Genomic DNA, 19,870 nt, shown 5'->3' with positions numbered 1-19,870 from the left:
CTTATTTTAATAAAGGTTTTATATCTTTTTCCATTTGCTCAAGTATTACAGTTGGTGATTCCATTTGCGCAAACAGCTTATCAATACCTTTGATAATTTCACTTTCAATCTTTGTCCAGTCTTCATGTAATGGGTACGTATAGCCATCATTCATCTGATCAATCATAGCCAACTGAATAGATTCTCTTGATGGGTTATTAGGGACGGTAATAAATTCATCCGATTCTAGTACACTTTTTCTTGCCGGAACGAAGAACATAGACTGCGCCTGGATACCTACTTTACTTGCCAAAAATTTTAATAATTCTTTTGCCTCTTTCGGATGCTTACTGCCCTCGAATGCAACAATTCCCGCTTGCCCAAGTAATGGTGCCCTTCCATTAGGTCCTTTAGGCAATGGGGCAATATCCCATTCGAAGTCAGTAATCTCTCTTGCATTTGTCATATAGCTATACATGGCGGAGTACATTCCGACTTTTCCACCTTCATATTCAATATTCTCACCTGGTGGTACATGTGACTTATCCTCAAACATCATACGATTCAGCATTTCAAAAGTCTTAACCCCTTCCGAAGAATTCCACGTAAACTCTTTCATATCATCAGAAAAGATTGACCCACCATACGAAATTGTATGAGAAGGTAACGTTGCAAAGTTAGTCCATTCCCTAAACAACCTTGCCCCATAAGTTCTATTGATTCCTTCACCACTCGATAATGCTTTAGCAGCTTCCTCAAATTGTTCCCACGTCCATTCATCTTTCATAGCTAGTTCTGTCGGTGTTTCTAATCCAGCCTCTTCAAACATTTTTTTGTTATAATATAAAATCATAGGTGGTGTAGAAAACGGTAACCCTAATAGCTTTCCATCATGTTTCCATAATTCTAAAGTCGACGGAATAAAATCGTTCATATCAAAGTTGTCGTCCTTACTAAAATCAGAAATATCACTTAAAATATCATTCTTGATAAATTGAGAGACCATTGCTTCAGAAACCCAACCCACGTCTGGTAATTCATTTCCAGCGGCAAGTACAGACATCTTTTGCTGATAATCTGGAAACGGGATAAGATCAATTTTTACTTTAATGTTTGGATTTTCATCATAAAATCCTTTTAGAACTTCTTCATACATTTCTGCGTGTTGATCATTTCCCCATATTGAAAATGTCAATTCAACGTCCTCTTTTTCATCATCACTGTTAGTCGTTCCATCATCTTTACTCTTACCTTTTAAATCATCATTACTACATGCTACAAGAAAAATCAATACTAGACTGAAAAAAATCAATGAATACTTTTTCATAGCCTTGCCCCCTTTTCTTATTACAATAATACTAATAATGTAAGCACTTTATAATTGGATAGTATTAAGAAATGGTTTGTAATATTAAGATATTTCAAATCCCTTGTCTATATTGATAAGGAGTCTTCCCAACTACTTTTTTAAAAACTACAGAAAAATGTTTCGAATTCACATAACCAACTAAATGCGCAATATCATATATTTTAAGTTGAGTTTGAGTTAATAATTCTTTGGATTTATCTATTCTTTGTTGCATTATGTACTCGGATAATTTTATATTTGTCTTTCGTTTAAATAGTTGACTAATATAATTTGGATGAAGATTTAGCGTGTTTGAAATAAAATTTAACGTTATCTCTTTTTCTAAATTCTTTCTAATAATATCTTTAATTTTACTTATATTTATAGACTCACCTGGATTAATAACATCGTCACTATTAGCATACTCATTATTTATATTTTGGAGAATGCTTGCGAGATCACTTCGACTTATTGGTTTTAATAAATAATCCTTCACTCCTAACTTCAAAGCCTCCCTTACATAAATAAAGTCATCATGACCACTGATTACGATTACTGATACTAATGGGTGCCTCTTTTTAAAGTATGATATGAAATCAATACCATTCATTTCTGGCATTCTGATGTCCGTAATCACGAGATCAGGTACTTCTATATTTGCAATTTCAAGAGCTTCGCAACCATTAGATGCTTCCCACATCACCTTATAACCGGTTATAACATCCTCTAATAACTTCTTTATTCCTTTTCTTATTACTTTTTCGTCATCCACTAATAGGACATTTTTCAACCTTATCACCTACTTTCTAATGATAATATCTACCTCAGTTCCCTTGCCTACTACCGATGAAATAAGCAACATACTATTAATCCCATGAATAAGTCTTAACCGCCTGTTGATATTCACTAAAGCAATACCATTTTTAACTTTTTCAATTTTTTCCCCATAATCATTATTCAATAAACTATGTTTTAATGATTCCTTTATTTTTAATAGTTTACAGTAGTCTATCCCGGAACCATTATCACTAACTGATATAGTAAGTGCAGATCCTTCCATTTTAGCTTTCACAAGTATCTCAACTTTTTTGACTTTATTACTGTAACCATGCATTATTGAGTTTTCGATTAGTGGTTGAATTATATATTTTGGAACAAGATGATTCACATTCTCACCTTCAACATCCCAATGAACATCAAGGGCATTCTCTAATCTATTCTTCATAATATTTACATAGGTTTTCGCAAATATTATTTCTTCTTGCAAAGGTATCTGTTGTTCTTCATTTTTCAGGCGATATCTGATTAATTTTCCTAATTCGGCAATCATGTCCGATATCTCAAACTGATCATTATCTATTGCCTTCATATTAATTGATTCTAATGTATTAAAGATAAAATGTGGGTCCATTTGGGACTGTAATGCCTTGTATTCCGCTTCCGAGTTCCTCAAATTTATTTCATATACTTCTGCAACCAAATAATCTATATCAGATAACATTCCATCGTAAGCAGTACGTAATTCAACTATTTCATTCTTAGACTGAATACGATTGTTATTTGATAACTTATTTCCTTGAAACCACCTAATTCGTATTTTTAATAATTCCAACGGTTTTAGTAGATAGTTCGTCATATAATAAGAAATGAGTAAAGAAATAAGCAGACAAAATCCAATTAACAAAAATAAAAAGTTGTTGAATTCACTTATTTCACTGTGCAAATAATCTTTAGGTATAACATTACTAATTTTCAAACCAGTTTTACTTGATGTATGTGTAACACAAAGATACTTTTGATTTGATGGCTCATTCTTAATCCAGCTTTGATTTGTTTGACAGCTAGATAATAGATAATCACTCTGGCTTCCTATTAATGGTTCATCATGCGCTGTGGATATTTGCCAGTTCTCGCTTCCAAGTTGCTCAGTAATTTCCTTTATATACTTAGGTGCAAAGTCAATTCTTATCACTCCTAACTCATTGTGATTCTCTGGGTCTCTTAGTAACCTTAAGAAACTTACATATTTTTCACTGCTATTTTTATAATAAATAGGATTTTTATCATAATATGTTATCCAACCACCTTCTTGTTCTTTAGCTTTCAGATACCATTCTTGCTCTTGTAAATTAATATGATCTTCAATTCTATAATTATCCATATGACTAAATAATTGACCATTTTTTGCGAATATATGAATCCCATAGATTTGATCTTTATTAAAGGTCATACTCGATAAAAACAATGAAAGTAATTTAACATGGCTGTACTTTTTATGGCTTATTGGGGTGTTCATATCATATCCCTTTAAAATACCAACTAGTTCTTTATTGTATAATATTGAAATTGTAGACCTTGATGCATCTTCCAACATTAAATCTAAATTATAATTTAGTTGAATAATCGTATTTTCAACTTTAGTAATAACTTCCTCACTTTTAGATGACATAAATATATTCTGAACAACTATTCCAACAAGTATAAGGGGAAGTAATAGTAATAATGAAAAAGTAATGAATATCTTATTCCTTAAGGTCATTACAGTGAATCCCCTCCTGATCTACTAATTTTGGAATTGCCTATAATATATCTTTACTAGAGCAAAACCTGCTTCGTCCAACTTTACATCTTTTAAGTTAACTACTGAGTTCTCGTTGACTGTCAATTAATCCACGCACATCAGCATTTTTCATATTAAATAATACAAATATTCTTCTAATAATATTATAACCCGAAACGTTATCCAATAACTACCACACAAAGGAATTTAATACTTCTTTTTTCTAAATGATTTCTTCCATATTCAAGAATTCATCAAAATTAAGGGTTTTAGGTTTCAAACGATTCTGTGTCGTTTTAGAACCTCGCGTATTCCAAGAATTAAACAATAAAAGGACACTACAGCTCTCTATCATAATTGATGAAAACCAGTGCCCCTATTGACGTCTATAAGGAAATCGTCTTTTTAAATTTACTTGATCCATACGCTGACAATGAAACCCCTAATGATTTCAGACCGTCATAACCTGTGATAGTCGATTCTCTTCCTTCTTACACACAGTTGATAAAATCATATATCAATCATATGCACGTCTAAATCAATAAGCCCGTCCCCCATCTGATTCTAAACCAGCCACCAGGATTACCAAGTCTTCTTAAACATGAAGCCTTTGCACAATAAATTTCACCAAGTTCATCTTGATCTATGAATGGCTTGAGTAGCTTGGTATTTGTCACCATGACGTCTGATAAAACTAATTTGATAGGAATAGTACGCGACACTCTATTAATGCGTTTCAATATCCTCATTAATAGTTAATAATCTTCGTCAATGTCATTGTCTTTTTATTAATCAAATCATCATAAGCAGCTGGCACATCACGAAAATCAACTTCGTCCGTTAAAAATAGTTGGACATTAATTCGCTTATCATTTACTAAACGTAAGTACTCTGCTACATTTCTTCCCTCAGTCCATCGTACATAACCGTATGGATAATCGATTGCTTGTCCCTCGTACACTTGGTCATATCGCCCCGGACCACCAGCCCGTGAAATAAGAATTTGTGCTTCCTTAGCAAACAGGAGATTTCGAGGGAAGTCCGGTTCAATATCACCGACAATCACAACTTTACCTTGATGTCGGATCCACCCTAAACTTTGATTTGTAAGTGATGAACCTTTACCACCCACACATAAAAGAACCGCATCTGCCCCGTAGTTTTTCGTACCATTCTTTATTTCACTTTCCATCTCCGGAATAGTAGAAAACGAACGAATACTGGCTTCTTCATGAAGCATTGCTGCCCGCTCTGCTTCAATATCGAAAGCAACCACATGATACGCAGCAGCATTGGCTATTTTAGCAATCATTTGACCAAGCAGTCCTAAGCCTACAATAACAACCGTTTCCCCAAATTCAAGTTTTGCAATCCTTAGCGCGTGAATCGCAATCGCGCCAATTCCTGCTAAAGCAGCTTCCTTCGGCTCTACGCCAGACGGGACCTTTGCACACAATGTCGTTGGAACTAATAGACAATCAGAATGCCCTACATATGGGGCCCCATAACAAGCAACAATATCACCTATTTGATAATCATCTACACCTTCACCACACTTAACAACAGACCCCACTGCACTATAGCCTAATGCTATTTCTCTGTCCTCACTAATTCCAATCAAGCTAAGTTCAGTCCCAGGTGATATGACCGAATGTAGTGTTTTGATTAATAAATAGGAAGGTTTAATCGTTGGATTCATACGCTCGATAACATGGACTTTTTGACTCCTAGCAACAATTGATTTCATTTCATTCTCTCCCTACTCTTTGAACCATTTGGCTAAGTTCTCTTTCACAAATGCATCATCATGTAAATGCGGATAATCGGCATACACACGATTGATTTCTTCCATTTGATTTGGGCTTAATTTTTCTTTATCAAGTAAACACCAACGCCCCTTTAAAAGTCCTTGTCTTGCTAACACTTCATTAATACCCGCAATGCTCCCCTTAAATTGATTATTTGGGTCGAAAAAAGCAGCGTTTGCATCGGTTATTTCTTGCCCTAATGTTAATAATCCACTTGGAATCTCGCCTTTTGATTGAACGTTTTTTATCTTATTAAAAATGGCCACCGTTGTTTTCGTCCAGACTGACCAATGTCCGAGTAACCCGCCGACAATCTGTTTTTCTATCTTTTTTCCTTCTACATTAATTTGATATATTGTTAACAAGTCATTAATAATATTGTCATCATTCCCTGTATAAATAGCGATTTCTTCATTTCTTATTGAATGGCAAACCGCACGAATAACTTCCAAAGATTGATATCGATTAAAAGGTGCGATTTTTATGCCGTGAACATTAGGTATATCGGCAAGCCTTCTCCAAAAATCATAGGACAGAATGCGCCCACCTACTGCTGGCTGCAAGTAAAACCCAATAACCGGAATAATCTCTGCTATTTTCCGAGTCCGATATAGAAGCTCTTCCTCGGAGGCATTTTGTAATCCTCCCATACTCAACAACCCAAGATCATAGCCAATCGCTTTGATGAACTTGGCTTCTTCAATTGCCTGTTCGATGGGTCCACTAATTCCACCAATTTTTATAAATGAATCAGGAACTTGTGCCTTCTCCATCTCTTCAATCGCAAGAGTTAATACTTTTTCAAATAAATTAAACTGCGGATCACGGATTTCAAACTGAGTTGTATGGACGCCAACAGCAATCCCACCTACTCCTGCATCAATATAATAGCGAGTAAGTGCACGTTGACTAGCTTCATCAAGTTGCCGATTTTCTGTTAGAGCTAGCGGATGCGCTGGAATGACTGTTCCATCGTGTAATTGTTTTTTCACAGCAGGACTCAACATTTAAAATGCTCCTTTTCGCTCTTGGAAATGAGTTGGTTTATTATATGTTTCCCCATTATTTTTCAGCCACTCTGCCGTCATATCAATCATTTGTTGAAGTGATACTTTTGGATAGCCAAATAATTGATGTGCTTTGGATGCATTATTTAATAATGCCGTGGGCTGTTCTTCATTAAGGAATAGTGGTTCTTTATCAAATCGCGTCCCAAATTCTTCTGCCAACCAACGGACTGAAATGGTCTCTGGCCCAGTCACATTTACTATTTTAGGTGGGGTATCACAGTGTAGTAATGACCGTACTGCATATTCATTTGCATCTCCTTGCCAAATAACATTTACACTCCCCATTGTTAGATCAATAGCTTTACCTTCCAAGACATGTTGGGCAATTTCTACTAACACCCCATACCTCATGTCAATCGCATAATTCAGTCGGAATAGGAGCATTGATGTTTCGTTAGTGCGCGAAAAGTTTGTAAGGACACGCTCTCTTCCTAAACAAGATTGTGCGTATTCACCAATTGGATTCGCGGCTATCTCCTCAGAACAATTACCATTAACTACATTTATTAATGGATAAATATTTCCAGATGAAAATGCAACAATGCGTGAATTTTTGAATTTATCTGCAATCCTACCAGGTAAATAGGCATTCATCGCCCACGTAAAATGTTCATTCCCAGCAGTTCCAAATTTATTTCCCGCCATTAAAATAATATTTTTCACATCTGGTAGTGATTGTAGCTGGTCACCATTTAATAAATCTACAGCGATTGTTTCAATTCCGAAGTCTTCTAACTCTTCTTTTAAACTACCGGATGAAAACCGTGATACCCCTATCACTTTTTTATCCAAACCAGCGCTCTTTTCGTCATCTTAGCTAATGTTGGTCCCATTTTTCCGCCAATACCTAAAATTAAGATATCACCATCTACTAATCTAAGATCATTGATTAACTGTGAAGATGGTTTCGTCATAAAGTCCTCTAGCTCTGCAATCGTCTTCATTTCATCACTCCTATTTGTTTTTATATAAAACTTTTATCAGATATATCAAAATTGTTATTCACTTACATTGTATGTAGACTTATATTAAAAGACAAGTCTTAATTAGGTCTTTTAATAACACAGTGCTTTCATCATGTTTCCGGGCTATATTTCCTCGTTTTTGACAGACTTCCTATAAGAAAGTATTATAAACGAAACATTAGATTAAGAGACACCTGCCTACCAACTTAGTTTTTTACAATGACAAGGAGGGACATGCTCATGCTCAGAAAAAACAACTTGCAGGATAATTCAGATATTAATATCGGGATAATTGGACCAAAGGCGCTTATCGACCAAACACGGGAAACCTTGAAAACCTTTCCTAACTTTAAACCCGTTTTTCGAATCATCGAGCCTAGCAGTTTAACCCCAGATATAACAAAGGAATTAATGAATGACGTCGAAGTTTTAATGTTTACAGAATATCACTCATACAATCTAGTTAAACAAGTTGTTGAATTTACAATCCCAGTACACCATATGCCTTTAATGGGTACTGGACTTTATAGATCATTATTTATTATTAAAAGTAGGTATAATTTAAAATGCTTATCCATTGATACAGTTAAAGAAAAGTATGTTGAACAAATTTTGTCAGAGCTTGAAGAAGATAATTATGAACTCCTTGTCTATAGAAATCCCTCACAAAGTACAATCATTGAGGAAGTTGTACAATTCCATATAGACAATTATCAGGAACATAACGCAATTGCACTCACTGGGATTCAGGATGTAGCTAATCGTTTATCCACTCTCCGTATTCCCCATGAGTGGGTAACACCAACTCAACAAGATATGATTGTTTCATTGGAACGAGCCCTCTTAGCAACGAATACACGAAGAAATAAAGAATCACAAATTGTCTTCGGCTTAATTAACATCGATAATTTTAAAGGTGTCTCAGAGAAATATTCTTCCGAGCATGATGTTCAATTATTAAAATTAAATACCCAACAAATGCTACTTGATTACATTAAACTCCTTGACGGGCATCTGACCAATTTAGGTGGAGAAGAATATTCATTCATTACGACTCGTGGTATTTTCGAACGTGAAACAAGGGGATATAAATTTATTCCCTTACTCCAAGATGTTAAAAGTAAACTTGGCATTACGATAAGTCTTGGTGTTGGCTTTGGAAGGACCGCTGCGGAAGCAGGCAATCACGCACGATTAGCACTTTGGCAATCCAAGGAATTAGGTGGAAACGTTTGTTATATTGTTCGTGAAGATCGAAGTGTCTTAGGTCCTGTTGATATAACGACTCATAAACAATATGAAAGATACAATTTGTCCATTACCGATCCACACCTACTAGATAAAGCCAAAAAATCTGGGATGTCTGCTTCCTATATGACAAAACTAATGGCACGTGTTTCTAGGCATAAAAAAATTGATTATACAGCACAAGAATTAGCTTCAACGCTCAATGTAACCATTAGAAGCGCCAACCGAATTCTTTTAAAATGGATGGATGCTGAACTGGTTGATATCGTCGGCGAGGAAAAAGCAACACATAAAGGAAGACCCCGCCGTATTTATCGCTTAAGCTTTATTGAAGAAGAGCAAAGTTAACTAATGCTTTTATGCGCCGATGATTATAAACGCTCTCCTACACTCCTTTCTAGCGATTGCTACTATTTTAGTCCTGACATTTGAATTCCTTCCGTGAAGTAACGCTGGAAGAATAAGAATATTAGAAAAGTCGGTATAAATGAAACTGCCGAACCAGCCATTTCAATGCCAAAGTTCCCTTCTTTCCCAAGCATTGAAGCTAAACCTAGCGTAACTGGAAACATTTTCTCTTGCGTTAAGTAAATTAATGGTTGAAATAAATCATTCCAATTTGAGATAAATGAAAATGTTCCTACTGTCGCAACGACTGGAACCGAGAGTGGCAAAATTACTTTGAAAAATATTTGTATATCATTCGCACCGTCGATATATGCAGCTTCTTCTAAATCATTCGGTATACTTTGTAGAAATTGTCTAACTAAAAACACACCCATAATTCCCCATAATTCTGGAATGATCAACGCCCAATATGTATTTATCCAACCAAAACCAGAAAACATAATGAACTTCGGAATAATTAATAGCTGTTGTGGAATCATGATAACCGCCATAAAAATCCAGAATATGATTTCTCGTCCGGGGAATTGTTTCTTCGCAAAAATATATCCTAAAACCGCACAAAATATCATCTGGCTCGCTACTGGAATAACGGTAATAATAACAGAGTTGAGGATCCATCTCATAAATATTCCGTCTCTCATTATATAGAGATAGTTTTTCATTGTTGGTTGATCTGGAATCCAAAATAGCGGATCTAATTGTGCATATTGAACGTCCTTAAAAGATCCTAAAATCATAATAAGAAAGGGCAATAGGAAACAAAACCCTAACACAATTAACGCTGTATATGAAATCACCTTTTTAAGCATTTTTTCAGTCTCCTTTCTACCAACATCTAAGGATTAATAATTATTGGATTCTTGGCCCAGATACTTTCGTTGTATAAGCGAAACAACTAAGATAATAAAAAATAATATATAGGAAAGTACAGCTGCATAGCTTAAGTTAAGACTCGTAAATCCTTGTTCATACAAATAATATACAATGGTTGTCGTAGCGTAATTCGGCCCCCCACCTGTTAATAAATAAGCAGAGTCGAAAATTTGAAAAGAACCAATCGTTGTCGTAATCGCAACAAAAAAGTGAATGGGCTTTAATAATGGAAATGTTATCGTCCAAAATATTTTAAAAGATGAGGCACCATCAATCCGTGCAGCCTCATACAATTGTTGATCAATTGACTGAAGTCCCGCAAAATAATAAATCATCGTACTCCCAGCAACCTTAAAAATACTCAAACCCGCTAACACTGCTAGGGCTTGACTGGAATTCGATAAAAATAATTGTGGCTCAATACCTATAAAACTTAGCAAGTAGTTGATCATCCCTGCCTCTGTTCCTTTAAATAACCACCCCCAGATCCCTGCGATGATTACAAATGAAGTAACAACGGGCAAGAAGAATATTCCTTTAAAGAATTTAGCTGATTTAACACCTGAATTAATAATTAACGCCAAAATCAACCCTAATCCCATCGTTGGCACAATATAATATGCGGAAAACTTGACCGTGTTCCAAATAGCCTTCCAAGCCAATTTATCACTTAGAAAGTACTTCCAATGTTTAAGTCCTACAAATTCCGGGTCACCAATTACCTTCCAATCCATAAATGTTAAATAAAAGCTCAATATAAAAGGATATATTTGAAAAACAATAAAATGGCCTAAAACAGGGATTAGAAAAATATATACAATAGCATTGCGGTTCCACTCACGCTTCACTCTTTCTCCGAGTGGCAACTTACTCTTTTTAGAAGTCAATGCTTTACTCAGTGTAATCACCCTTTCATATGTAAGTTAGTAACAGAGAGTTTGTTCGATAAGCGATCAAACTCTCTACTTTGCTAACATTTCATTAGTTAATTTTACCTTCGATAGCTTTTGCAGCGTCATTTGCTGCTTCTTGTGGTGTTTTCTTCCCTTCCATCATTGTTTGAAGTTCTGCTTGAATTAATGGCATAATTGTACGTCCCTCTGGATGAATAACCCCAGGCAATGCAAATTCAGTATAAGTCGCTAGCTGCGCAAGATATTTTTGCTCTCCAAAGATATCTTTGGCCGATTCCCTAGTAGGTATATACTGTGTGACTGTATTAAATTTCTTCTGATTCTCCGAGTTTGTCATCACTTTGATAAACTCTGCTGCTGCTGCTGGATTATCCGTATTAGCGGGTGCTACGAACATACCTGTTGTTCCATAAGTTAATTGTTCCTTATTCTTCATCGGTGGAGCAATAACAAATTCAAAAAGATTTTGGCTTAACATACGACTTACTGAAATACCTGAACCTTGAACTGCTAACATTTTTCCGCCTTCCCATAGCGCATCATGTTCCATTGCTGTAATTGAATCTTTCGGGATCCAACCATTGCTATACATCTTATTGATAAACTCAAATGCTTCTACTCCTGCTTCGTTGTTTATCAAAACTTTATTATCTGCTGTGATAACATCTCCACCCGCTTGCCATAAGAAAGGATATAGCGTTCCATTCATAGACCCGCCACCTTGAAAACTTGTGGCATAAAAATCCTTGTCTTTTGCTTTTTCAGCCCACTTTTCAAACTCTTCCCACGTTGCCGGTAAATTTTCTGGATCTTCGCCAATCGCTTTGATTACATCGACATTATATAAATACGTGTACGCTTCTTGTAAGATTGGAAGTCCATATAACTCATCTTTCCAAGTAGTAGAAACTAATGCTGTATCTACAAAATCATCAATATCAAAGCCTTCTAAATAAGGATCCAATGCTAGTAACATACCTGCATCAGCATATTGTGGCATCTGGTCTGGTATCACATAAAACACGTCAGGACCATTGTTTGCTGCTAGGGCCGTAAGTACTTTTTGGTCACGATTCGCCCATGGAATTTGTTCAAAGTTTACTTTCACTCCCGTTTCTTCTTCAAATGAAGCAATGACTTCATCCCACATTGCTCCTTCAGTTTCTTGATTGCCCGTAAATGGATGTGCCCAAACTGTTATTTCACCACTGAGTCCCTCTTCCTTTCCTGTTTCCTCTGATTTCTTTTCATTAGTCTTTTTATCACCTGCACCAGTCTCACTTGCGCTACATCCTACAATTAGTGCTCCCATTAAAATTAGTAATAGAAAAAAACCAATTTTTTTCATCCAAATGACCCCTCTCAATTTTTATTATTAGAATGACAACGCCACTGTTTAACTACTACTATATGATTCCACCCCCTTTAATATTTGAAGTCATTATCTTATTTCCAGACCATGCTTTCTCTATGTAGTAGTCAAAAGGCGGAAGTGAAAGCGCTATCATTCCCCTAAACTATTACTTCAAATTTCCGTTACTAAGGTAAACAGAGAAATACTTATAAGATAACTTTTTAGCTATCATTCTGAACTAACTTAACAGACAGACTTTACGCAATTGTTTGACTACTGATTATTACCCTACATTATTTCTTAACAAGAGACAAGTCTCTAAAGCGTCTTTAATTAAAGCCGTGCATTTATTAATAGTTGAAGTTCTTGCAGCCTTTATATGTGGAAAAATAGTTGTAATTAAGATAGGCTTTAACATATAGTTATGCTTTGAGAGGTGAGAAGTTTGGTTGGTTGGGATAAATTCAATAGAATTGCTTATAGAATGATTGAATTAGCTTATATTAATGTACTTTGGATACTGTTTACATTAGTTGGGTTAATCGCTTTTGGAATTTTTCCCGCTACAGCTGCCATGTTTGCGATTATCCGTAAATTGATTAATGACGAGAAGGATTTCAAAATATTCCCTGCATTTTGGACATTATTCCGTACTGACTTTTTAAAAGTAAATGGTTTAGGACTTATTTTCTTACTCATTGGCTACTTCTTGTATTTCGACTTTTATTTCTTGCAGTTAAATAACGGTGAATTGCAATTCTTGTTCCCTCTATTAAGTTTCATACTTATTTCAAGCGTCGTTACATTATTAGTTTTTTTTCCTGTCTATGCAAATTTTAATTTAAAGTTCTTTCAATACATCAAACAGTCTTTCTTAATAGCAATTACATCCCCCATTGAAGTCATTGCTATAGGCGCTTCAGCGGTAGTCATCTATTTTATTGCTACGATTTCCCCTGGGATTACCCCCTTTTTTACTGGAAGTATTTTTGCATATTTGGCTACTTTGATAAGTTTTAGAGCGTTTGCGAGAATAGAAAGACGAAAAAAAATTCAATCATAATCAAGACAAGCGTGCTTATGAAAGGCTTCACACTTGGCGATTATATTGTCGATTTTGGTGTTGAAGCTGCAGATTTAAATTTATAGCTACAAGAAGAAAAACTGAAAGACCAAGAAACCAGCAGATGACATAAATCGCTGGTTTTTTGTGTTTATTGATATTCTATTAATTGTTGTTTGCCTGTGCGGCAAACAAGTGTGTTTATTTACGGATAATGTTGGAAATAATAGAAGTTGACATTAGTAAAACTTACCTTTGAGGAGGAAAACGTAATGACAGATAAACCATCTGATACGAACGGGAAAGAGGGGTTAAGTAGACGCCAATTTCTTAAAAATAGCGGATTGGTTGCTGGCGGTGTAGTTGGCGGATCATTATTTGGGGGCTTGTTGACAAACCAGTTTCAGAAAAAAACGGTACCTAACAAAAAAGACATGGCAAACTTACAAGATGCTCGAATGTTTTTCAGCCGTAAAGAAGATTTTGATATATTATCTGCAGCAACGGAACGTATTTTCCCGAAAAATGACAACGGTCCGGGTGCGATTGAATTGGGTGTTCCCTACTTCATTGATAAACAATTGGCCGGGTCGTGGGGAATGAACGCCAAGGATTATATGCGAGGTCCTTTCACCCAAAACCTTCAAGCCCAAGGGTATCAAGATAGTAAAAGGAATCAGGATAATCAAGGGCCTAATACAGCAACGCAATCTCCGACCCCTACTCCTAGGTACCAAACGCGATTAAATAGAAGCGAAATTTTCATCATAGGTTTAAGAAAATTCGATAGCGTGTCCCAGGAAAAATTCGGTATGAAGTTTGTAGAAGCGACAGGAGATCAGCAAGATGAAATGTTACACATGTTTGAAGATAACAAAATCAATTTAACAGGGATAGAAGCACAGACCTTTTTCAATTTACTTTTGCAGACCACTATAGAAGGGGCTTATGCAGATCCTTTATATGGCGGCAATAAAGAAATGATGGGATGGAAAATGAAAGAATATCCTGGTCCACGGATGGGATATATGAATCAGATAGAAGAAAAAGAATTTATTATTATGGATCAAGAAAGTTTAAAGGATTACCAAACTTACGGATAATTGGAGGTGGTTCACATGGTAAAAAAACTAGAAAAAGTAGATGTGGTTGTAGTGGGAACAGGTTGGGCTGGCGGCATTGTCTCAGCCGAGCTAGCTAAAGCAGGCTATAAAGTTGTCGCACTCGAACGCGGGGGGAATAAAGAGAGGGAGGATTACACGGGCGTTAAAGATGAGCTACGTTTTACAAATCGATTTGAAATGATGCAGAATCTCTCTCCTGAAACCATTACTTCCCGTAATACGCTGGAGGAAATCGCATTACCTGTAAGAACGCGTCATGAAATGATGGCTGGTACGGATTTAGGAGGCGGTAGTGTCCATTGGGCAGGAGCCACGTATCGATTTATGCCTTATGATTTTGAAATATATAGCAAGACCGTTGAACGCTATGGCAAAAAGAAGATTCCGGAAGGCATGATGCTACAGGACTGGGGAATCACCTATGCTGATTTTGAAAAGTATTATGATCGGTTTGAAAAAACAGCCGGCATATCCGGTGAACGGGATCCGTTTGGTGAAGAGCGTTCAAATGACTATCCGAACCCGCCGATGATGGAATCACCAGCCATTTCTTTATTTAAAGAGGCATCTAAACAGTTAGGTTATCACCCCTATCAGGTTCCATCAGGGAATCTGTCGCAAACTTACGAGAATCCGGATGGTGAAGTACTGAATCAATGTATGTTTTGTTCTTATTGCACACAATATGGATGTGACTTCGGAGCGAAATCAGATCCGCTGGTAACGGTGATTCCAACAGCCAAAAAGACGGGTAATTTCGAGGTAAGAACAGACTCTTACGTCCGCCGTGTCTTGTACGAAGGCGGCAAAGCCAAGGGTGTGCTGTATGTTGATACAAACACCGGACTAGAATATGAACAGCCTGCTGATGTAGTCGTATTAGCTGCTTTTACATTTACGAACAACCGTTTATTATTGTTATCTACTATCGGTCAGCCTTATAATCCAAAGACGAGAAAAGGTGTGATTGGAAGAAACTTCAACGGTCAATTTAATGTCACTTTTTTGGGTGCTCGAGGATTTTTTAATAAACGCAAATTTAATCTCTATATGGGAGCAGGCGCATTAGGCGGTGCATTAAGTGATTTTGCAGGTGATAATTTCGATCATACGAATTTAAATTTCATTAACGGTGGGGGCATTGAACTTAGACAGTATGGCGATGCGGCTATTGCCAGTAATCATGTCCCAAAAGGTACGCCAAGATGGGGTGCAGAGTTTAAAGAAAAGTCTATTCTTTATACGAACCGAAATCTGGTGGTATGGTATACCCCGGCAATCATGTCTTGGTGGCATAATTATTTGGATTTAGATCCAACGTATAAAGATGAGTTTAATGACCCCCTCCTGCGTATAACGAATAAATATACAGATCAGGATCGTACGATTGCCAAATTCGGTGTCCAAAAATCCAAGGAAATCATGGAACAGATGGGTGCAGATATTATCGATGAGGACGTGGTCCCGGAAGAATTCGATCACATCTATCAAGGCGGGCATTATGCGGGAGGAGTCGTTATGGGAGCCGATCCAGCAACGTCTGCAGTGAACAACTACTTGCAAATGTGGGATGTAGACAACCTCTTTGTCGTGGGCGGTTCTGCATTTCCACATTTCGGAGGACATCATCCGACCGCAACGATTGGAGCGTTGGCTTATCGGGCGTCAGAAGGGATTGAGAAGTATCTCAAAAACGGAGGCGGCCAATTGGCTGAAGGAAAACGGAAAATCTTTCAAGCTTAATAGTATCAAGATAGAAAAGAAAGGTTCAAAGCCATCAAAAAATACGCCTTTTCAGGCGTATTTTTTCTATCTATCCTCAGTGGCGTTGCATAAATAATTATTTCGTTTGTCAAATCGGCTAAATGGCTCACCCCACCTTCGGAAAATTGCTGCTCAATTACGCTAAACTCAGCTAGCCAATTCTGTTTCCTTCGGCCGTTTGAAGTTCGGGTAGGCTTACGGAATAAGGCTTTTTTAAAAGCTTTAATCCCTTTAAATAGATGGGTTTCCAGGGTTCTTTTCAAGTTCAGTAAACTTCCTGTATCCCCAACTTTCAGTTGAAGTAGCACTTCTAAGCAGTAGGTGATGAGCGTAATCCAGATTTGATTGTAAACGGCATTCTGGCTCTTTCCTTAAAAGGATTTGATTTTCATATGTTGCTTCATCCATTTAAAGAACGTTTCAATCTTCCAGCAATAACGATAAAGATCTGCAATTTCCTTCGCGGAAAGATCGAAACAGCTTGTCACAATCGTAACGGAATTGCCATTTCTATCTTCCGTCTGAATAATCCGCAGGGGGTGTTGCATTTTGTTCCCATTCGGTTCGCTGCCTCGAAAAACTTCGGCGTCTTGAAATCGCCTGCAGCCGTTGTTTTTTTCCTAGTAACAGAAAAGCATTTTTCACCTTTGCCGATTCTCGCAACGGTTCACATTCTTTCCCCCCAATTTCAAAAGAAAAGACTTTAGGCTTTGCCCAAACCCACGAGGGAAAAATTTCCCCTCGCCACCCTTCAATCAAGCCCCCCGACTCTTTCGGGGGCTCCCTCGCCGGTAGGCAGTTTATATCGGGCTTTATCGCCCAATTACTTACGTCCCAGGTAGACGTGCAAATAAGGTCAAAACTCTTATAGATGTAGCTTTTGTTAGACCTTGTGTTGCTTTTGTGTTGCTTTATGAAAAAGGAGGAAATCTGATGGATAACCTGCATCAGAAAACAAAAGAATTACTCTTGAGAGTGCATGCGAAACACACTGCAACGATGGGGCAAATAGAAAAAGAAAAACACTCACTGGAGAACATACGTAAAGTAGTTGTCGATAGAAAAGAGAAATGCTTAAAAGTGTGTTACGAACATGAATGGTATCACTATGCGCCAAATGGTGCGTGGTATTAATCAAAAACAGCCGCCCTCTTTTAATAGAAGGTGGCTGTATGTCCATTTTATCACAAAAGATATTATACAATATTTTTAAAGCAAAGAAAAAAGAACAGATAATTGATCTGATTTTTTCACGGAGTACTTCTTAGGAAGGACTCGTTTGAAGAGGTGGTGGTATAATCCAATCTTTTTCTTTATTTAGTGCCAATAGTTTGCCGCCAAGCATTGCTCTTTCTACATGAAACTTACCAAACATGATTGCAATATCTTCTCGTAAACACTGCCCCATAACTTGACTACATGACACAAGTCCCTGGCCGACATTAATGGATATAGCTCCACTAATCTCAGGGTCCATGAAGCGGGCCCCTGCTGGGATATCATCAGCGTTCGCCTTTGGACGTTCAGGTAAGGTAGGTGGCAAAGTAATGCCATTTGCTTTTAATAACTTTCCAACTTCCTTCGTTTCAGATTGCATCATCTGAATAGACTCCCTCAAAAAGGAAATTAATTCTTCATCACTTGCATGATTTATAAACACTTCATAGGCACTTATCAAGCCATTATTTGCTCCGATAAATGCCCAAACTCCAATCACTTCTCCGTAATGCATTGGTTCGTTTTTGGAGTTTCCACTTAATATTCCCACGTAAACACTCCTTTTGACTTCACAAATAATATGTCATTTGTATTATGTGTAATTTGAAAATTTATATACCATTCAAAAAAATATGGCGCCTTTCCATAATAAACTTACACAACTCATTTTTTCGAAAAACCCCATCGCTTTAATTATTTTTTTGATCTTGAAAATTTGAGATGCGTGCAGGTTCTCATAATCATAAAGTTCCGCTTTCCCCCATATACTAGGTCGATTATGAGGAGAGGTGGGAAAAGCATGAATGGACAACAATCGGAAGTCAAAATGGTAAGTGCATTTGACCCTTACTTCTATCAAACCTTACTAAGTTTCAGGTCAAAAAATATCGTTATTAACACGACGAAAAATCCAATACAAGGTTCACTAATAACAGTCATGCCAGATCATGTTGTAATTGAAGTGAGCGGCACGCCATTTTACGTTCGAGTACAGGAAATCGTATGGGTTACACTTTCATGAATTCCAAAAATTCAAATGAGAGGAGTGAATCAATTGATCAAACGTGTAAATAAATTACCGATTGATCTTCCTATCCCAGAATACGGGGATGCTAACGCAGCTTCTGCGGTTCAGGAACTGTTGGGTGGAAAGTTTGGAGAAATGTCGACGCTTAATAACTATATGTACCAATCATTTAATTTTAGGCAGAAAGGCAAGCTCAGGCCTTTCTATGATTTAGTTGCAAGTATTACGGCTGAGGAGTTCGGCCACGTAGAACTGGTTTCTAACACGATAAATATAGTGAACAAAGGTACGTCATTTACGGCAGATCCTAACTTGACACCTTTACAAGACGCTACTAACAAACGGAATACGTATGCCTTCATAGCAAATGCGCAAACTTCAATGCCTGGAGACTCCATGGGCAATCCATGGCGCGGAGACTATGTGTTTTCTAGCGGAAATCTAGTCCTTGACCTATTGCATAACTTCTTTCTTGAATGCGGAGCAAGAACGCATAAAATGCGAGTATATGAAATGACAGACCATCCAACAGCAAGAGAAATGATTGGCTATTTGCTCGTTCGGGGAGGTACACATATACTCGCTTATGCAAAAGCGATAGAAATGGCCACAGGCACTGATTTAACAAAGATGCTACCAATACCCAATTTAGATAATCGTGTCTTTGATACTGCAAGAAAATATGAAGATCAAGGGTACGGTAATGTATTATTTACTTGGAATGATACTGGAGAATACAAGGACATACGCCAGATTTGGAAAGGGACAAATCCAAGTAGTGGTGAAAAACTTATTGTAAGAGAAGGCATGCCAAAAGGCTATGCAATTCCTGATTTTGAAGATATTCCTGAAGAGTTTGCACCTGGTATCGGCAGAGATGAATATGAGCAAATTGCTCGGCGGTTGTTGTCAGATATATAATCAAAAATAGTTCATTTTAAAATTGAATCTTGGCCACAAGATAAACGCGAACATATCAACGTTTGCGAAGTGGCCATGAGCTTCTTATTTAGTTGTTACTTCAATTCAATGTGGTCGCTGATCAATCGCAATAAGAAAAACCGGGCAAAAACCGCCCGGTACTTTTTAGTTCAGCGTATATCCGAGATGCTGTATTCTACTCCATGTATTCCTTTATAAGATTCCG

General features: G+C 37.0%; 18 protein-coding genes and 2 pseudogenes. 8 read left to right on the top strand and 12 right to left on the bottom strand.

The features are described 5' to 3' along the window. Nucleotide 1 precedes the first annotated feature (1 nt). The 7 genes and pseudogenes from H4683_RS07960 to H4683_RS07935 form a co-directional block, all read right to left on the bottom strand. Entirely contained in the window at nt 2–1,306 is a 1,305-nt protein-coding gene (locus H4683_RS07960) for an ABC transporter substrate-binding protein (protein ID WP_192598325.1), read from the bottom strand. A 94-nt stretch (nt 1,307–1,400) separates the two neighbouring features. Further along, complete coding sequence (locus tag H4683_RS07955; RefSeq protein ID WP_192598324.1) at nt 1,401–2,117, bottom strand: response regulator transcription factor; 717 nt, start codon at nt 2,115–2,117, stop codon at nt 1,401–1,403. Nucleotides 2,118–2,126: 9 nt separating this feature from the next. Further along, nucleotides 2,127–3,866: a cache domain-containing sensor histidine kinase gene (locus H4683_RS07950; RefSeq protein WP_192598323.1), complete on the bottom strand. Its 1,740-nt coding sequence runs from the start codon at nt 3,864–3,866 to the stop codon at nt 2,127–2,129. Nucleotides 3,867–4,400: 534 nt separating this feature from the next. Then, nucleotides 4,401–4,589 (bottom strand): annotated as a pseudogene (locus tag H4683_RS21315) (gfo/Idh/MocA family oxidoreductase); the annotation flags it as partial. A gap of 46 nt (nt 4,590–4,635) precedes the next feature. After that, the gene (locus H4683_RS07945; RefSeq protein WP_192598322.1) at nt 4,636–5,634 is read right to left on the bottom strand and encodes a zinc-dependent alcohol dehydrogenase; all 999 of its coding nucleotides are present in this window, start codon (nt 5,632–5,634) and stop codon (nt 4,636–4,638) included. Between the two features lie 12 nt (nt 5,635–5,646). Next, nucleotides 5,647–6,702, bottom strand: a complete 1,056-nt coding sequence (locus H4683_RS07940; RefSeq protein WP_192598321.1) for a dihydrodipicolinate synthase family protein — start codon at nt 6,700–6,702, stop codon at nt 5,647–5,649. Then, a pseudogene (locus H4683_RS07935) lies at nt 6,703–7,709 on the bottom strand (NAD-dependent epimerase/dehydratase family protein). Nucleotides 7,710–7,970: 261 nt separating this feature from the next. Here H4683_RS07935 and H4683_RS07930 point away from each other — a divergent pair. Then, nucleotides 7,971–9,326, top strand: coding sequence for a helix-turn-helix domain-containing protein (locus tag H4683_RS07930; RefSeq protein ID WP_192598320.1), 1,356 nt, complete (start codon nt 7,971–7,973; stop codon nt 9,324–9,326). Between the two features lie 62 nt (nt 9,327–9,388). Here H4683_RS07930 and H4683_RS07925 read toward each other — a convergent pair whose 3' ends face one another. The 3 genes from H4683_RS07925 to H4683_RS07915 form a co-directional block, all read right to left on the bottom strand. After that, complete coding sequence (locus H4683_RS07925; RefSeq protein WP_192598319.1) at nt 9,389–10,195, bottom strand: carbohydrate ABC transporter permease; 807 nt, start codon at nt 10,193–10,195, stop codon at nt 9,389–9,391. 33 nt (nt 10,196–10,228) lie between these two features. After that, complete coding sequence (locus H4683_RS07920; protein ID WP_192598318.1) at nt 10,229–11,146, bottom strand: carbohydrate ABC transporter permease; 918 nt, start codon at nt 11,144–11,146, stop codon at nt 10,229–10,231. Between the two features lie 94 nt (nt 11,147–11,240). Then, complete coding sequence (locus H4683_RS07915) at nt 11,241–12,521, bottom strand: sugar ABC transporter substrate-binding protein (protein WP_192598317.1); 1,281 nt, start codon at nt 12,519–12,521, stop codon at nt 11,241–11,243. 442 nt (nt 12,522–12,963) lie between these two features. Between H4683_RS07915 and H4683_RS07910 the strand changes: the two genes are divergently transcribed. From H4683_RS07910 to H4683_RS07900, 3 genes are all read left to right on the top strand, one after another. Beyond that, a complete protein-coding gene (locus H4683_RS07910) occupies nt 12,964–13,590 on the top strand; it encodes a YesL family protein (protein WP_338062427.1) in 627 nt (208 codons plus the stop codon). Between the two features lie 272 nt (nt 13,591–13,862). Further along, complete coding sequence (locus tag H4683_RS07905; protein WP_192598315.1) at nt 13,863–14,693, top strand: gluconate 2-dehydrogenase subunit 3 family protein; 831 nt, start codon at nt 13,863–13,865, stop codon at nt 14,691–14,693. A gap of 15 nt (nt 14,694–14,708) precedes the next feature. Continuing rightward, complete coding sequence (locus H4683_RS07900) at nt 14,709–16,457, top strand: GMC family oxidoreductase (RefSeq protein ID WP_192598314.1); 1,749 nt, start codon at nt 14,709–14,711, stop codon at nt 16,455–16,457. Nucleotides 16,458–16,462: 5 nt separating this feature from the next. On the opposite strand, the gene H4683_RS07895 is transcribed toward H4683_RS07900, so the two are convergent. Further along, on the bottom strand, nt 16,463–16,741 hold the full coding sequence (locus H4683_RS07895; protein WP_192598313.1) for a hypothetical protein: 279 nt from the start codon (nt 16,739–16,741) through the stop codon (nt 16,463–16,465). Nucleotides 16,742–16,819: 78 nt separating this feature from the next. Here H4683_RS07895 and H4683_RS22595 point away from each other — a divergent pair, with 78 nt between their 5' ends. Next, nucleotides 16,820–17,185, top strand: coding sequence for a hypothetical protein (locus H4683_RS22595; RefSeq protein ID WP_476715136.1), 366 nt, complete (start codon nt 16,820–16,822; stop codon nt 17,183–17,185). A gap of 226 nt (nt 17,186–17,411) precedes the next feature. Further along, nucleotides 17,412–17,612 (top strand): hypothetical protein, encoded by a 201-nt coding sequence (locus H4683_RS07885; protein ID WP_192598311.1) that lies wholly within the window; start codon nt 17,412–17,414, stop codon nt 17,610–17,612. Nucleotides 17,613–17,742: 130 nt separating this feature from the next. Here the strand turns inward: H4683_RS07885 and H4683_RS07880 are convergent, their stop codons facing one another. Beyond that, complete coding sequence (locus tag H4683_RS07880; protein ID WP_192598310.1) at nt 17,743–18,246, bottom strand: DUF3231 family protein; 504 nt, start codon at nt 18,244–18,246, stop codon at nt 17,743–17,745. A 249-nt stretch (nt 18,247–18,495) separates the two neighbouring features. On the opposite strand from H4683_RS07880, the gene H4683_RS07875 reads away from it, so the two are divergent. Together H4683_RS07875 and H4683_RS07870 are read left to right on the top strand one after the other, a co-directional pair. Beyond that, nucleotides 18,496–18,717, top strand: coding sequence for a YuzF family protein (locus H4683_RS07875; protein WP_192598309.1), 222 nt, complete (start codon nt 18,496–18,498; stop codon nt 18,715–18,717). Between the two features lie 33 nt (nt 18,718–18,750). Beyond that, nucleotides 18,751–19,644 (top strand): manganese catalase family protein, encoded by an 894-nt coding sequence (locus tag H4683_RS07870; RefSeq protein WP_192598308.1) that lies wholly within the window; start codon nt 18,751–18,753, stop codon nt 19,642–19,644. Nucleotides 19,645–19,870: the final 226 nt, after the last annotated feature.

Source organism: Sporosarcina limicola (assembly GCF_014873855.1).
Taxonomy (GTDB): domain Bacteria; phylum Bacillota; class Bacilli; order Bacillales_A; family Planococcaceae; genus Sporosarcina; species Sporosarcina limicola.
Note: the sequence above shows the minus strand (reverse complement) of the source record. Positions and strands in the feature narration are given on the sequence as shown.

What these genes read in the sequence shown, in the direction of transcription:
- H4683_RS07960 (WP_192598325.1), bottom strand. Translation starts at nt 1,306, where the DNA reads ATGAAAAAGTATTCATTGATTTTTTTCAGTCTAGTATTGATTTTTCTT.
- H4683_RS07905 (WP_192598315.1), top strand. Translation starts at nt 13,863, where the DNA reads ATGACAGATAAACCATCTGATACGAACGGGAAAGAGGGGTTAAGTAGA.
- H4683_RS07925 (WP_192598319.1), bottom strand. Translation starts at nt 10,195, where the DNA reads ATGCTTAAAAAGGTGATTTCATATACAGCGTTAATTGTGTTAGGGTTT.
- H4683_RS07950 (WP_192598323.1), bottom strand. Translation starts at nt 3,866, where the DNA reads ATGACCTTAAGGAATAAGATATTCATTACTTTTTCATTATTACTATTA.
- H4683_RS07875 (WP_192598309.1), top strand. Translation starts at nt 18,496, where the DNA reads ATGAATGGACAACAATCGGAAGTCAAAATGGTAAGTGCATTTGACCCT.
- H4683_RS07930 (WP_192598320.1), top strand. Translation starts at nt 7,971, where the DNA reads ATGCTCAGAAAAAACAACTTGCAGGATAATTCAGATATTAATATCGGG.
- H4683_RS07915 (WP_192598317.1), bottom strand. Translation starts at nt 12,521, where the DNA reads ATGAAAAAAATTGGTTTTTTTCTATTACTAATTTTAATGGGAGCACTA.
- H4683_RS07945 (WP_192598322.1), bottom strand. Translation starts at nt 5,634, where the DNA reads ATGAAATCAATTGTTGCTAGGAGTCAAAAAGTCCATGTTATCGAGCGT.
- H4683_RS07900 (WP_192598314.1), top strand. Translation starts at nt 14,709, where the DNA reads ATGGTAAAAAAACTAGAAAAAGTAGATGTGGTTGTAGTGGGAACAGGT.
- H4683_RS07885 (WP_192598311.1), top strand. Translation starts at nt 17,412, where the DNA reads ATGGATAACCTGCATCAGAAAACAAAAGAATTACTCTTGAGAGTGCAT.
- H4683_RS07940 (WP_192598321.1), bottom strand. Translation starts at nt 6,702, where the DNA reads ATGTTGAGTCCTGCTGTGAAAAAACAATTACACGATGGAACAGTCATT.